Annotated in this window: 19 protein-coding genes, 1 rRNA gene and 1 other RNA gene; 20 read left to right on the plus strand and 1 reads right to left on the minus strand. The window is 41.8% G+C overall.

All coding sequences use genetic code 11. The features are described 5' to 3' along the window. The first annotated feature begins 374 nt into the window (after nt 1-374). Together ACE1TI_RS07425 and ACE1TI_RS07430 are read left to right on the plus strand one after the other, a co-directional pair. On the plus strand, nt 375-923 hold the full coding sequence (locus ACE1TI_RS07425; protein WP_375006944.1) for a tyrosine-type recombinase/integrase: 549 nt from the start codon (nt 375-377) through the stop codon (nt 921-923). Between the two features lie 282 nt (nt 924-1,205). Then, nucleotides 1,206-1,661, plus strand: a complete 456-nt coding sequence (locus ACE1TI_RS07430) for a hypothetical protein (RefSeq protein WP_375006945.1) — start codon at nt 1,206-1,208, stop codon at nt 1,659-1,661. 75 nt (nt 1,662-1,736) lie between these two features. On the opposite strand, the gene ACE1TI_RS07435 is transcribed toward ACE1TI_RS07430, so the two are convergent. Beyond that, the gene (locus ACE1TI_RS07435) at nt 1,737-2,090 is read right to left on the minus strand and encodes a helix-turn-helix domain-containing protein (protein ID WP_375006946.1); all 354 of its coding nucleotides are present in this window, start codon (nt 2,088-2,090) and stop codon (nt 1,737-1,739) included. Nucleotides 2,091-2,487: 397 nt separating this feature from the next. On the opposite strand from ACE1TI_RS07435, the gene ACE1TI_RS07440 reads away from it, so the two are divergent. From ACE1TI_RS07440 to ACE1TI_RS07525, 18 genes are all read left to right on the plus strand, one after another. After that, the gene (locus tag ACE1TI_RS07440; RefSeq protein WP_375006947.1) at nt 2,488-2,787 is read left to right on the plus strand and encodes a hypothetical protein; all 300 of its coding nucleotides are present in this window, start codon (nt 2,488-2,490) and stop codon (nt 2,785-2,787) included. Nucleotides 2,788-2,891: 104 nt separating this feature from the next. After that, nucleotides 2,892-3,032: a hypothetical protein gene (locus ACE1TI_RS07445; protein WP_375006948.1), complete on the plus strand. Its 141-nt coding sequence runs from the start codon at nt 2,892-2,894 to the stop codon at nt 3,030-3,032. A gap of 486 nt (nt 3,033-3,518) precedes the next feature. Next, complete coding sequence (locus ACE1TI_RS07450) at nt 3,519-4,193, plus strand: hypothetical protein (RefSeq protein ID WP_375006949.1); 675 nt, start codon at nt 3,519-3,521, stop codon at nt 4,191-4,193. Next, nucleotides 4,163-4,444: a J domain-containing protein gene (locus ACE1TI_RS07455; RefSeq protein ID WP_375006950.1), complete on the plus strand. Its 282-nt coding sequence runs from the start codon at nt 4,163-4,165 to the stop codon at nt 4,442-4,444. Before ACE1TI_RS07450 ends, ACE1TI_RS07455 begins: the two co-directional genes overlap by 31 nt. A 71-nt stretch (nt 4,445-4,515) precedes the next feature. Further along, nucleotides 4,516-4,947: a hypothetical protein gene (locus ACE1TI_RS07460; protein ID WP_375006951.1), complete on the plus strand. Its 432-nt coding sequence runs from the start codon at nt 4,516-4,518 to the stop codon at nt 4,945-4,947. A gap of 169 nt (nt 4,948-5,116) precedes the next feature. Continuing rightward, entirely contained in the window at nt 5,117-5,884 is a 768-nt protein-coding gene (locus ACE1TI_RS07465; protein WP_375006952.1) for a TOTE conflict system archaeo-eukaryotic primase domain-containing protein, read from the plus strand. A 14-nt stretch (nt 5,885-5,898) separates the two neighbouring features. Then, nucleotides 5,899-6,453 carry a hypothetical protein gene (locus ACE1TI_RS07470; RefSeq protein WP_375006953.1) on the plus strand — a complete coding sequence of 185 codons (555 nt, stop codon included), beginning with the start codon at nt 5,899-5,901 and terminating at the stop codon, nt 6,451-6,453. A 648-nt stretch (nt 6,454-7,101) separates the two neighbouring features. Continuing rightward, nucleotides 7,102-7,890, plus strand: a complete 789-nt coding sequence (gene modA, locus ACE1TI_RS07475) for a molybdate ABC transporter substrate-binding protein (protein WP_375006974.1) — start codon at nt 7,102-7,104, stop codon at nt 7,888-7,890. Beyond that, nucleotides 7,891-8,550, plus strand: coding sequence for a molybdate ABC transporter permease subunit (gene modB / locus ACE1TI_RS07480; RefSeq protein ID WP_375006954.1), 660 nt, complete (start codon nt 7,891-7,893; stop codon nt 8,548-8,550). Between the two features lie 40 nt (nt 8,551-8,590). Continuing rightward, nucleotides 8,591-9,088 (plus strand): tRNA adenosine(34) deaminase TadA, encoded by a 498-nt coding sequence (gene tadA, locus ACE1TI_RS07485; protein WP_375006955.1) that lies wholly within the window; start codon nt 8,591-8,593, stop codon nt 9,086-9,088. A gap of 82 nt (nt 9,089-9,170) precedes the next feature. Next, complete coding sequence (locus ACE1TI_RS07490) at nt 9,171-9,335, plus strand: YycC family protein (protein ID WP_375006956.1); 165 nt, start codon at nt 9,171-9,173, stop codon at nt 9,333-9,335. Nucleotides 9,336-9,476: 141 nt separating this feature from the next. Next, nucleotides 9,477-9,742: signal recognition particle sRNA large type (ffs, locus tag ACE1TI_RS07495), an RNA gene on the plus strand. 363 nt (nt 9,743-10,105) lie between these two features. After that, nucleotides 10,106-11,824: a DNA polymerase III subunit gamma/tau gene (dnaX, locus tag ACE1TI_RS07500; protein ID WP_375006957.1), complete on the plus strand. Its 1,719-nt coding sequence runs from the start codon at nt 10,106-10,108 to the stop codon at nt 11,822-11,824. A 24-nt stretch (nt 11,825-11,848) separates the two neighbouring features. After that, nucleotides 11,849-12,160: a YbaB/EbfC family nucleoid-associated protein gene (locus ACE1TI_RS07505; protein WP_375006958.1), complete on the plus strand. Its 312-nt coding sequence runs from the start codon at nt 11,849-11,851 to the stop codon at nt 12,158-12,160. 12 nt (nt 12,161-12,172) lie between these two features. Then, on the plus strand, nt 12,173-12,769 hold the full coding sequence (gene recR, locus ACE1TI_RS07510; protein WP_375006959.1) for a recombination mediator RecR: 597 nt from the start codon (nt 12,173-12,175) through the stop codon (nt 12,767-12,769). A gap of 13 nt (nt 12,770-12,782) precedes the next feature. Beyond that, nucleotides 12,783-13,004, plus strand: a complete 222-nt coding sequence (locus ACE1TI_RS07515) for a YaaL family protein (RefSeq protein WP_375006960.1) — start codon at nt 12,783-12,785, stop codon at nt 13,002-13,004. A gap of 118 nt (nt 13,005-13,122) precedes the next feature. After that, complete coding sequence (locus ACE1TI_RS07520; RefSeq protein WP_375006961.1) at nt 13,123-13,389, plus strand: pro-sigmaK processing inhibitor BofA family protein; 267 nt, start codon at nt 13,123-13,125, stop codon at nt 13,387-13,389. Between the two features lie 374 nt (nt 13,390-13,763). Beyond that, a 16S ribosomal RNA gene (locus tag ACE1TI_RS07525) occupies nt 13,764-14,068 on the plus strand; the annotation flags it as partial.

Genomic DNA, 14,068 nt, shown 5'->3' on the forward strand with positions numbered 1-14,068 from the left:
AAATAACCGGCCCTACCCTGCGTATTAATAACGACTGTAACCGTTGATACATAGAGATTATTTGCGGTGTTGAGACGTAACAAAAGCCAAGAACGTTACATCTTTAATGCGTAAAAATGAATGTTTTATTCATCGAAAAAGAACGCGAACAGGCGGAAAGGTACGGCAGCCAGCGGGGAAGGCCAAACCCCCCAAAGCCTATACCCGGATATGCGGTGAGATTGCGCTTTACAAAAACCGCGCGGTGAGAATAAACGCAGGGGTCGGAAATTACCGCCCCGGAAAATTTTTCTTGCACACCCGACCTATTTGCGCTAATATAAAATGTAACAAAACGTAATAGAACGTTACATATTACGCAGGGAGGCGTTACTATGCCGAATGAAGTGAACGCGATCAAGTCGAAACGTGACCGCAATAAAATGAAGTCCGCATTACATGGCCGGAATAGGTTACTATTTACGGTGGGCGTATCACTAGGCATGCGTATATCCGATCTATTAACGTTAAAGGTCGGAGATTTACGCGGGAAAGATACGCTCATTATTAACGAAGGAAAGACCGACAAGAAACGCCGTATCAAATTAAACGCGACTATTCGTAAAGAGGTTGCGCAATTAAAAGGTGTCCGCGATGACGAGTATTTATTTCGTAGCGCAAAAGGTGATAATAGGCCGATTAGCCGAGTACAAGCGTACCGTATCCTTAATGCGGCGGCTGAAAGAGCGGGAATTGCCGATAAGATAGGTGGAATAGGTACACACACTTTGCGGAAGACACACGGCTGGATTCTCCACGAAAACGGCGTTGATATTACACGTATACAGGCGATGCTTAACCATTCCAGCCCTGCTATTACTTTGCAATATATCGGCATTACCCAGGACGAAATTGACGACGCATACGAGGCAATAGAAATATGATAACGTTAATGGTAAAATGGTTATGCGCTCTCCTTTAACATTAGGTGCGAGGTCGGAACTTTGCCTAATGTTACAAGGAAGGGCGGGGAGTTTATGGGAGCGTTCGAAGTATTGGTACTCCTTTTTGCGGGCGGTAACTTTCTTTTAAAATTGATTGATACCGTCTTAAAACTCGATGAATAACATAATCCTTGAAAGACGGGCATAAGCTCGTCTTTTTATTGCCCTGAAATGGAAAAATATAGTATATTAGTAAAAAAGTAACGAATGGGAGAGGATTATATGGAACTTGATATCGTTCAAAGGTTATCTAATACTGCTAGTTGCTATGATAAGACATTTATACAAATAATAGAAAAAGAGTTGAAAGAAAACGAGGAGGAGGTAACAAGTCTAGAATTTAATGAAGACAACAAACATAAAGTGATAGCTATTAAAGATAACAATATTCTAATTTTTTCCTATCAAGAAGAAGATAGAGTTCACTCAAGTGTCACTAGACCTATAAGATTAAAAAAACAAATTATTCCTAGAGAAAGAATTGCTAAAATTGAGATTACTTATAATTATACCCGGTTGTTTAATAATGATGAAGACCGTATTGAGGGAGCTTATTTAACTCTTAAGGATGGTTGTGAAATTTCGATAAACCCGATAAATGATGGTTTTTCTTCTGAGTTTCAAAAATACTGGAAAAATGATTTAATAAAATTTATAGACAAACTACAAAAAGGATAGTATTAGGCAGTATGTACTGTTCATCTTAACTAAATAAAATTAAATAACGAGGTAGCAACTTTTTGGTCTACCTCGTTACTCTGTCTCTATATCAAACGGATTAGACGGCCCCATTATTTCGCTTTCTACTTCAAACGTTATTAGTTGCGATATATCCGTTATGTGCATAGCTGCCGCGATCTTTTCAAGCGTAGGAACGTGTATCTTTTCGACATGACCCCGCGATAGCTGGGAAATAGTCGCCTGTCTCACGCCTGACATTTCCGCGAGTTGTGTTTGTGTCAAATTACGTTCTTTCATACGTTGCTTTAAATGGATGACGAGGCGCACCGGATCCGGCTCATTGTCCGCCTCTGTTTCCGTGAATAACTCGTCAACGGCCGCCTTTCCTGTTTTTGCTGACTTATTTTTTGTCATTATTCGAATCACTCCTTGTTTACCTAATGTCAGTATATCATACGCTTAAACGTTTAAGAAAATATTTTTAAAAAGATTAAAGAATATAGTTGACCAGCCGATATATGTGATGTAAGATGAAATTATACTTTTAAACGTATAAACGAATAAAAGACCGGCAGTTTTATTTTTTACTCTTATTATACTTTTAGGCGTTTATTAGTATATAGTATAAATAAATGGGGGCGGTCATATCAAAGTTACAAATGATTCTACTAATCGCAATATTATAACAGTCATGAAATACGAGGAGGCGGCCATGCTCGTATTTGCGTTATCAGATTTTGCAAAGACGAGAAGACGATGAGGAAATCTGGGCTATGCTCGACAAGTTTCGTAATCCAATTTTAAAAGGAAAGGCTGATGTAAAATGAGTACCGCAATTGCTACTACTACCACACCTAATTTAATTCCAGAAGAAATCAAACATTTACATGTAGAAAATGATAAGTACATCGAAATACGGTATTATCCGATTATGAAAGGCGTTCAAGTTCTAACGTACAGCGATAAAGGGGCTCCGCCTGACCAAGCGTCTCTCGAAATAGGAGATGCGTCGATCGAATTGGAATATAACGAAGAAATCCGGGACTTAATAGAAAATATCGACACGTTCGAAGCCGTGGAATTATTAGCGTTAATTGAAGCGAACCTAGGAGAACAAATATAAAAGTAGTACGAAATACTCCGATGAAGTTTGCCCGGGCGTACTTGAACGCCGATAAGTCTACGTCTGGGACCGTCACACGGACATAAATAACGGGAGGGGATACCGTGACGATTAACAAAATACGTCGAATATTGTATGAGATTTCTCGGATATTAGGCGATGTAAACGCGGTCAAACGCGGCACCGTAGGTAAGAGGATCACAAGAAGAGGAGCCGGTAAAGTTACCGGACGGTTGTTTAAATAAAACCGAAAAAATTTTTGGAATAAATTTACGCAAAAATGTCCTTTTTTACGAAGCAATTTCTATATTAAGAAGTAGAGGGAATTTTTTCAGATCAGCCCCCTAATTTTTTTGCGTTAGAAAACGTTATACAAAGTATAGGATTGAAATTTGCCGTGCGAAATGGACAAGTATATACGCATAGTAGAATAGTAGGAAATTTCGTTACTGCCCATGCCATTTTTGAAAAATCGGTGTATATGATATTGGGGACTTTTTTAACCAAACGGGGAGGCGATCACATGGCATTTGAGCCGGTCGATTTTGGACGCAAGCAGAAGCCAGCACGACGACACTTAACACGATAGAAACGGAAATCAAGCAATATCAGGAACTAATAGGCGAGGCAATCATTGAAATAGGGAAACGTTTGCGCAAGGTTAAGGAAGAGGACTTAAAATTTACGGAATGGCTGGATAAGGTCGGAATAAAGCCACGCAAGCACAACGGATGATGCAGGCGGCAGAACAGTTTGGAAATGCGGCAACGGTTACGGGTTTGTCCCCGTCCAAAATTTACAAGATGCTGACGTTACCGGCGGAGGTAGACCGGGCGGAGTTTATCGAGCAGCCGCACGTCATACCGGAAACAGGCGAAGAGAAAACGGTGCATGATATGACAACGCGCGAACTGGAAGCGGTAGTGAAGGCGGAGAAACAGCCGGACAAGCCTATGCAAGCACAACCGGACAAGCAGGCGCGACGAGTTACGGAGCTTCCAATGGCCGAGGCTGTCAAACGTGTTAAACCGTCTTTGTGGGCGCAAGTAGACGACATGACCGTTAAGGAATTAAAAATGTTTGCGGTGCTTTCTCACACGGAGCAAGAGCGCTGTCTTAACGAATGGGCGGAGAAGTACCAGGCGGGCGGCTTATTGGAGTTTAGCGACTTAATCGGAAAATACGTTAAGGGAATTAGCGAGGATAATTTCGATATGTTCATCTTTATTGCGAAGGAAGTAGGCCGGCTGCAAAAGACCGCCTATGTCATGATTAACCGGGAAGTATCGCAAAGGCTGGACAAGGTTGCGCATGGGCTAGACGAGTTATTTAATAATCCGCCGGAAACTGACGAAGAGTTAAACAAAGAACTGAAATGCGTTTCAATGAAATTGAAAAGGAAGTGAAGGCAGCGCAAAAGGAGGCGGACGACTTTTTCAGAGACGCAAAGGAAGGCCGATCAAACGCCGGAGTAGGAAACGAGCAGCACTACAAGGCGCTAGGACTGAAACCGGACGCAAGTCAGGAGGACATCAAACAGAAATACCGCCAACTTATGAAAATAGTACACCCGGATAGAGGCGGCAATGCGTACCTATTCGTAATAGTTAAGGAAGCCTACGAAACTTTACACGAACAGGCGAAAGCAGCCGTATAAAGGCCGGGAAAAAGTCATGTAATTTATGAGACGGGGGATACCGTCTACTTTCTTTTTAGGAGGCCGATAAAATGAACGCGCAACTTTATACAATGACGGCACAAGGGCCGCGCCAGTTGAATATAAAGCCGGACTATCTGCCGGCAAGCAAGGTGGAAATAACGGACATGGAGGCGGTGCGATCATCGTTAAACCGGGCGCGTATGGATGTGCTTGCGTATATCGTCAAACTGGAAGACAGAGGACGTATGAGGCCCGGAAAAGGAACGAGCGTCATTATGCGGGCAAGGCGGAGCTATGACAGGGTATTGTGGACGGTCAAAGAACGTCAACAGTCGTCTGTTATCGCCCAATATTATAACCGCCTAGATGAACGTTTACAGGCAGAATATGACGCCCTTACAGATATGTTCGAGGCAGTATTACGCTTGAATAACGATATGTTCTCTATTGCGTTAGATACGTACTATGCGTTACTAGAAGACGATGTGTACGTTAATTGACGTTAAGTATATGGGCACTAAGTGCCGCACGTCATTTCATTCCGTGCCTAGTAGTCACATCTATTGCGTTAATTTTTCACGTAATAATAAAAAAAATAAATAAACATATGTTGTATCATTTTGAACACTTTTTACCATTAAATGTAAATGTGATGTCAGGAGGGAGTAAATGCAAGTATATGATATTCATAGCTTACCGGTACGCTGCCCGTTAACCGGCGAGCCTCTTTTGAGTTTCACAAAGGCGCACGCCCAAAATATGGGCTATTCGTCGTTATCAGCATACAAACGCGACAACGGCCTAACTTATAATACCTTGCCGCAACGATCAAAGGAACAGATTAAACGGCTGTATAACATCGACTTTACGAAATGGGTACAGGGCTTCCAGCAGGCAAGCGGTATGCGGTACGTAATGAGGCAATACTTTGCGGAATATGAAGAGGCGAAGGCGGCCGGCATAAGAAAGGAGTCAAAGTTTCCATTAAATGAGGCGGCTTTATATCGTCACTTTTCCGGGGAATCGCCCCTTGCTATATTTGCGCATGGCACACACGCCCGTTATTTCGGCTTTGATGTAGACAGCGAGGAACAGGTGGAAACACATGCCCGGCAATTAATTGCAACGTTACAGGCGGAAGGCATACCGGACGAACACATACACGTCAGTTACAGCGGCGGGAAGGGCTATCATATCGAGCTATTCACTGCGAAACACTTAACGTTTGCAGACTGGGAGCTAATTGGCCGGTATATTCGCGATCAAGCGAAGCTCACCGGTGAGGCTATCGAGTTTCGCCCTACGTCCACAAACGGACAAGCGTGGAAATTGCCATTAACGTTTCACTCGAAAACGGGCAACTTTGCCGGCTTTGTCGATAAGGAAACCTTTGCCGTTTACGACGTGCAGGCGCCCATGATTACCTATTCTATGTAGAGCAGATACAGGACATGTCAGCTATTTTTGCGATACTGGAACGAGCAAAGCGACACGCGGCAGTCATTGAACGAAGTGAGAGGGAAGCAAGACAACAAACGGAAGCGGAAAAAGAAAAAGCCCAGGAAGCAGAGCCGGACAAGGCCGTTAAGATAACGGAGTTTGATTTATTCAAGACAGCGGACGAGAAACGGAATACAGCCGTTAAGCTGCTACGCGATGGACTACTGGGCAAGGGTACGCGGTGGAAGGCTATGCGTAACGTTCTGATACCGTATCTTAAAACGGAGCTAGGGCATGACGCGGAAGAAACAAAGGAAATTTTAACGGAATGGACGGCGCGACTAGCATGGCCGCAACGCTGGACATATCGCGACTTACTACACCGGAAAATTAACATGGGCGCCAAGTCATTCGCTAGCGAGTACATGAATGAAAGCTATGCAGACGATGAGGCGATTTTCCGCGTGGATGAATACGACTACTACCGCCGGGCCTTCAACGAAAACAGCGAGACGCTAGAGTATAACGGCGAGTATTATAAGTTTCGCGATCTTACTATAGGTTAAGAGTGGTATGCGTTGAACATTCCGATAATCCTAAACTTATAGACTTTTACGAAAGTAATGACTTTAAGCATCTACAAACTAACCCTGATAACGGTTATATTGTGAGTTACACGAGACTATGATTACTCGAAAACAATCCGCTTAGCATAACGGGTTGTTTCTTTTTTTATGCCTACGTCCCATATACATAAATGACGTGCAGAGATTCGCCTATACGCGCAATTAACTTTAGTTTTGCCGGTAGTTGTCCGTTTCGTTGCAAATAAACGCAAATTTCTAAATAACGCTTGACTACGTTACCAAATTGCGGTAAGGTGACGGTACAAATAATCGCCGAGCAGGGAGCGGAACAGTTTCGTGTACCTTGCGGTAAGCAAACGTTGATATAGACGGTAATACACGCATTTTGCATGTCTGACGGGAATTTTTTCGGTCTTGAAAACCGCCAGGGGCTTCACGGCCCTCGGGGGTTCGAATCCCTCCTCCGCCATATTCATTAAACCATTTAACATAATAATATAATTGAAACCAGTGTAACTTCGCATTCTTTTGCAAAGTTACTTTTTTTTGTGGTTTTTATTGGATTGAATAATATAAAATCAATATAATGGTGGAAGATACTTTATAAGATAGGGAGAGGTGAAATTGATGAAAGCAGGATATTGTGCTCTGTTACTTGGTACTATATCTTTTTTGTCTGCTTGTTCCTCCTTTCCTGCACAGCAAAATGATGAGAGCAGTTCAGCAGAAGAATTACATGTGGCAGCTGCGTCGGATTTATACCATGCGTTTACAGAATTAGGAAAGGGATTCGAGGAGGAAACAGGCATAGAAGTAACATTTAGTTTTGGTTCAACAGGACAGATTACCCAGCAGATCGAACAAGGCGCCTCTTCTTATGACGTATTTGCCGCAGCGCATGAATCGTACATAGACCGTCTTATTAAAAGCGGAGTGATGGATAAAGACACCAAAGAAAGGTATGCTTTAGGGAGAATTGGATTAATGTATGACAGCGGTACATATGAAACGGTAACGCCTAAAGACTTAACGGAGAAGAATATTGAGAGAATAGCTATTGCCAATCCGGATCATGCACCCTACGGCAAGGCTGCCAAAGAAGCGTTAAAAACATGGGGCATTTGGGATGAGGTGGAAGAAAAATTAGTGATAGGAGAAAATATTCGGCAGACCCTTCAATATGTTGAATCGGGGAATGTAGAGGTCGGAATTGTAGCTGTGGCGTTATCTAAGCAATCTTCTCTTTCTTTTGAGCCCATTCACTCAGAAGATCATGAGCCTCTCTTACAGGCATTAGGTGTTCCTAATAGAAGTGGACAAAAAGAAGAAGCGAAGTGGTTTATTGATTATATGTTTTCAGACGAGGGACAAGCTATTATGAATAATTATGGTTTCTCACTGCCGGAGGAAGAATAAATGTTAGAAGTAATTGGAGTTCCTCTTTTATTATCTTTGCAAGTAGCCGTTATTGCCACGAGCATTTCCTTTATTTTTGGTGTTATCTTTGCCTGGCTGTTTACGTTGTATCAAAACAAGTGGACGGAACTTTTGTCTTTATTGATGATGCTGCCATTAGTGCTGCCACCTACTGTTTTAGGGTATTATTTAATGATTTTCCTTGGGAGCAACAGTTGGATTGGTCAAACGATTGAAGCGGCAGCTGGCGAAACAGTATTATTTACATGGCAGGCGGCCGTTATAGCTGCAGCCATTGCTGCACTTCCATTAATTATCCGACCGATGCAAGCTGCATTTGAAACGATCAGCCCAAACATTTTAGGGGCTGCTCAGTTAGACGGAGCAACCAAATGGCAGATATTTATCCGTATTATGGTACCTCTTTCTTATAAAGGGATGATTGCTGGAGTGGTATTAGGGTTTGCGAGAGCAATAGGGGAATTTGGAGCGACACTAATGGTAGCAGGTAATATCCCTGGTAAAACACAGACCTTATCCATAGCTATTTATGATGCGGTGCAAGCAAATAGGATGAGTGAAGCGCATCTTATGGTTGTAGTATTAAGTATTACTACTATTTCGTTTTTATTGTTAACGACAAAGTTTTTAAAGCGGTAAAGCAAATAGGTATAGATATTTTAATCTTGAGGTGACAAACATGGAGGATGCTTTACAACATGAAAAATGGATGAAACTGGCGGTGGATGAGGCATACAAAGCTCAAGAGAAGGGTGAAGTTCCGATTGGATGTATTATTGTTTACGAAGGAACCGTGATCGGCTCTGGATTTAATCAAAGAGAAACGAAGCAGCAGTCAGCGGCTCATGCAGAGATGATAGCTATTCAAGAAACATGTGAATATTTAGGAAGCTGGCGTTTGGAAGAATGCACGCTTTATGTCACGCTGGAGCCGTGTCCCATGTGTGCGGGAGCCATTGTTCAGTCTAGAATTCCATATGTAGTGTTTGGAGCCTCAGATCCGAAAGCAGGCTGCGCTGGTACCTTGATGAACCTCCTAGAAGAAAATCGTTTTAATCATCGTGCGGAAGTGACTGGAGGGGTATTGGAAGAGGTATGTACAAACCTGTTAACTTCTTTTTTTCGACAAATTCGTGAAAGCAAAAAGCAAATACGTCAAAAAAAGTGCAATTATTAATAAAACGACAGAAGGTCGATTGGATTCCTTCTTCGGCCATGGTATATTGAATACAGTAATGTTAAAAGCGGGAGGGGAAAGCGTGCGTCCAAATCAATTTTCTGCTGAAACAGCTCAAAAATTGGCTGAAAAACTGAATATGCCAATAGAGCATATCGTCCATACGCCGCCTCATGTGATTATGGAAAAAATAGCTGAACTTGAAAAAAAAGAACAAGAAGCACAAACAGCTGATAGTGAAAAGTAAATGGGAAAATTCATTAGTCTATTTAAGAAGGTTGAAACAATATATTTAGTATAAACAAATTCTACTGTTGCATTCTATTTCTATAAAAGATATAATGAACAATGCGCTGTTAAAAAGCGCCTGAAAAAGTTATCAAATTTGCCGTGCTAAGTGGGGAGGTAGCGGTGCCCTGTACTCGCAATCCGCTATAGCGAGACCGAATCCCTTCTTTAGGCTTTGTTTCCGTGAGGTCTGCCCCGCGTAAGTGGTGTAGACGTCCGGGTTCTGCGCAACGAAAACCCGTGAACCCTGTCAGGTCCGGAAGGAAGCAGCAGTAAGCGGACTCTTTTGTGTGCCGCAGAGTAGCCTGGGCCGAGCTAACTGCTCGGGTAACGCTCATGGAAGCATTGCCGACAGAAGGTGCACGGCTTTATACATATTATGATGCAGAGCGGCTCCATTGGAGCTGTTTTTTTATTGTTTAGGAAATTATGTTTTTACAAGTTGTGGATACTATCTCCATATTGTTTGATCCGCGTCTAGCTTCAGCGCCCAGCCTCTCGGGGTTAAATAACCTCCAGTCATTAAAGGCAAAGAGCGTCTTTAGTGACTGGAGAACATTTACCTGTCGAGGCTGAACAGGGCGCTTGCGCTTTTGTTCTATTATAATAAAAAGTAAAGGGTTCATTCCTTGGATTCAATTGATGAAGCCGGACATTTTGTACTTTGAAAAGTAACAAGTGAACGAGTATAATTAAAGTTAGAAAAAGTAAAGAAAGGAGGTCCCGGGAGTGAGTTACAAGGCGCTTTACAGAGTGTGGCGGCCCCAGTTTCTACAAGACGTGGTTGGACAGGAACATATTACAAAGACGATTCAAAATGCTTTAGAGCAGCAAAAGTTCTCTCATGCATACTTATTCAGTGGTCCAAGAGGAACGGGGAAAACAAGTGCTGCTAAAATAATCGCTAAAGCTATAAATTGTGAACAGGCGCCTGTTAAAGAGCCATGTAACGAATGTCGTGCGTGTCGGGGAATTGCAGATGGTTCCGTTGTAGATGTTATTGAAATTGATGCCGCTTCTAATAATGGAGTAGATGAGATAAGATATATACGTGACAATGTAATGGCTGCTCCCAGGGACATTCATTATAAAGTATATATTATTGATGAAGTTCATATGCTTTCCACAGGTGCTTTTAACGCCTTATTAAAAACACTAGAAGAGCCGCCGAAGCACGCCATTTTTATTTTGGCAACAACAGAACCTCACAAAATACCGTTGACCATTATTTCCCGCTGTCAGCGTTTTGATTTCAAGAGAATTACAACAAACGATTTAGTTGCAAGAATGAAATATATTATGGAAGAGCAAGGATGGGAAGCCGAAGAAGAAGCGTTACATTTATTAGCTCGTTCAGCAGAAGGCGGTATGCGGGATGCCTTGAGCTTGCTTGACCAAGCTATCTCTTTTTCAGAATACAGGGTGACCTCAGATGATGTGTTAGCCATCACGGGAACTGTGTCACAGAGATTTTTAACAAAAGTCGTGCACTCTTTAAAAGAAAAAGACACGGCATCTGCTGTAGAGGCAGCAAACACGCTGATTCAGGAAGGAAAAGATCCGCTTCAGTTTATGGAGGATTTGATATACTACTTCCGGGATATGCTTCTATATAAAACCGCCCCTCGTCTTGATGAAGTATTGGACCGAGTTACAGTTGATGAAGCATTTAAGGAATTAGCTGAAAATACGGAAATGCCTTGGATATATGATGTAATTAATCGTTTAAACGAGTATCATCAAGAAATGAAATGGGCGAGCCATCCTAAAATTTTTCTTGAAATGGCTCTTATTAATATATGCCATTCGAAAGAAAGCTCTTCCAATGGAACAGCTGCTGCAGCACCAAATGAATTAGATTCGCTAAAAGAAAAAATTTCTCATTTAGAGAAGGAAATAAAGAAGCGGCAGCAAGCCCCGCCGCAGCCTGAAAGAGAAACTGCTCCAGCAGAAACGATTCAAAAAAGTAAGGCTGCGCGTTCCCAAACCTCTAAAACGATAGCAACTAGTCTTGGAGGAGAAGGTAAAATTAAGGAAGTTCTTAATAATGCAACAAAGCAAGAACTTCAATTTGTAACTAGTAAATGGTCTGACGTGATGAAACAGGTAAAACAGCAAAGTGTTCCTGCCTATGCCTGGTTAAGTGACGCTAAACCAGTAGTATCAGATGGAGCAACAGTACTGCTTTCCTTTCAAAATGAAATGCACCGAAATATGGTGGATACAAAATTTCGTTCATTAGTACAGGATGCGTTAGAAGGTGTTTGCGGGAAAGCTTTACAGCCCTTGACGATTCTATCCGCCCAGTGGGAGAAGTTGAAAGAAGGATTTAAGAAGCAGAAAACATCAGAAGAAACTTCTTCAGAAGAGAAGCAGGGAAATGATCCTCTGATTGATGAAGCCATTAAATTAGTTGGTCCTGAATTAGTGGAGATTAAAGAAGACTAATTACTATAAACTGGAGGCTTTAAAATGAAAAATATGGGTAATATGATGAAGCAAATGCAAAAAATGCAAAAACAAATGCAAAAAGCACAGGAAGAATTAAAAGAAAAAACTGTAGAAGCAACAGCAGGAGGCGGGGCAGTGAAAGTAACAGCTGCCGGAGATAAAAGAATTGTAGACATTGAAATTGATGAAGATGTAGTAGACCCAGATGATGTGGAAATGCTGCAAGACCTTATCCTTGCTGCAATGAATGAAGCATTGAAAAAAGTAGATGAACTGGCAGAACAAGATTTAGGTAAGTTCACTAAAGGAATGAATATCCCCGGAATGTTCTAGGAGGAGGATGCGGTGCAATATCCAACGCCTATATCAAAATTAATAGAAGGTTTTATGAAATTGCCGGGTATTGGCCCAAAAACGGCGAGCCGCCTGGCTTTTTACGTGCTTGACATGAAAGAAGATGACGTATTAGATTTTGCTAAATCCCTAGTAAGTGCAAAACGGGACTTAACGTATTGTTCTGTATGCCATCACATCACCGACATTGATCCTTGCAGAATTTGCGAAGACAAACAACGTGACCAATCTGTGGTTTGTGTCGTACAGGATTCCAAAGATGTCATAGCAATGGAAAAAATGCGGGAATATTCCGGCTTGTATCATGTGCTGCATGGTGCTATTTCACCAATGGATGGTGTTGGACCGGAAGATATTAAAATTCCCGAGTTAATTAAACGTCTGCAGAATGACGAAATTCAAGAAGTAATCGTGGCGACAAACCCTACGATTGAAGGGGAAGCGACAGCTATGTACATTTCCCGGCTGATTAAACCCACTGGTATTAAAGTGACCCGCATTGCGCATGGACTTCCGATCGGGGGAGATTTAGAGTATGCAGATGAAGTAACCCTCTCAAAAGCTATTGAGGGGAGAAGAGAACTTTAGAGGGGGAACTTGCATGCTGTTTCGGAAAAAAACTATACGGAAAGCAGAAAATGAACGACTTGTTCAATTGATTCATGCTGCAAAACAGGATCTTGATCGTTACGAGTATATCGTTAAAAACAGCTTGGAGCCTTCTCAGGAAATTCAGGCGGATTTAAAAAAGAAAAGAGCTAAATATATGTTTTTGCTAAAAGAAGCCCGCTATCGTGAAATAAATGGGGATCATAAAAAGTAAGTACTGTAAAACTGCTTCCTTCGGACATTCCGAAAGCAGTTTTTTTCTATTTAAGGATAAATCATCAGCTTGTACATATATATGAAAGGTAAAGAATTTATGATAGGGGGAAGGAAAGATGGATCCTATTCTTTATATTTCAATAGCAGGAATCGGTGTTTGTTTATTTTTGTTGCTAGGCGGAGGTTCGAAGACATTTAGATGGGCAGGTGGAGTGTTTGTTCGCTTGATTATAGGAGCATTAGCTTTATTCTTTCTTAATGTCTTTGGAAGTGCTGTTGGTTATCATCTGCCAATCAACGCGTTTACAGTAACTGTGTCGGGATTACTTGGCGTCCCGGGAGTATTAATGCTGGTTGCCGTAGATCTTTTAATCCCTTTGTAGGATCTAAAAAAGAAATTTAAAATTGTAGTTGACATTTAAACTAAAGAAGTTATAATAGAAAATCCGTGGCAAAAACAAATAAAAAAACAAACAAAATTTAATTTTATTTTTTTTGATTAAACTATTGCGTATTGCTGTCACGGATGTTATATTATTTATTGTCGCTGAAAAGCGAAGGGGTTTCAAAAAAAGTCCAAAAAAACTCCAAAAAAACTTCAAAAAAATATATTGACTTATTCGTAGGTGATTGTTAATATATATTATGTCGCCAATTGAGAGCGAAAGAAGTTGTCCTTTGAAAATTGAATGAAAGTCAAGCGTCTGTTAATTTCTTTAACAAATTATTTTTAAGATACAGCTTGTATCAATCTCTTTTCATGGAGAGTTTGATCCTGGCTCAGGACGAACGCTGGCGGCGTGCCTAATACATGCAAGTCGAGCGCGGGAAGCAGGCAGATCCCTTCGGGGTGATACCTGTGGAACGAGCGGCGGACGGGTGAGTAACACGTGGGCAACCTGCCTTGCAGACTGGGATAACCCCGGGAAACCGGAGCTAATACCGGATGACCAAAAGAATCGCATGATTCTTTTGTAAAAGTGGGGACTTGTTCCTCACACTGCAAGATGGGCCCGCGGCGCATTAGCTAGTTGGTGAGGCAACGGCTCACCAAGGCAACGA

This window comes from Alteribacillus sp. JSM 102045, from assembly GCF_041949975.1.
In the GTDB taxonomy this organism is placed as follows: Bacteria; Bacillota; Bacilli; order Bacillales; family Marinococcaceae; genus Alteribacillus.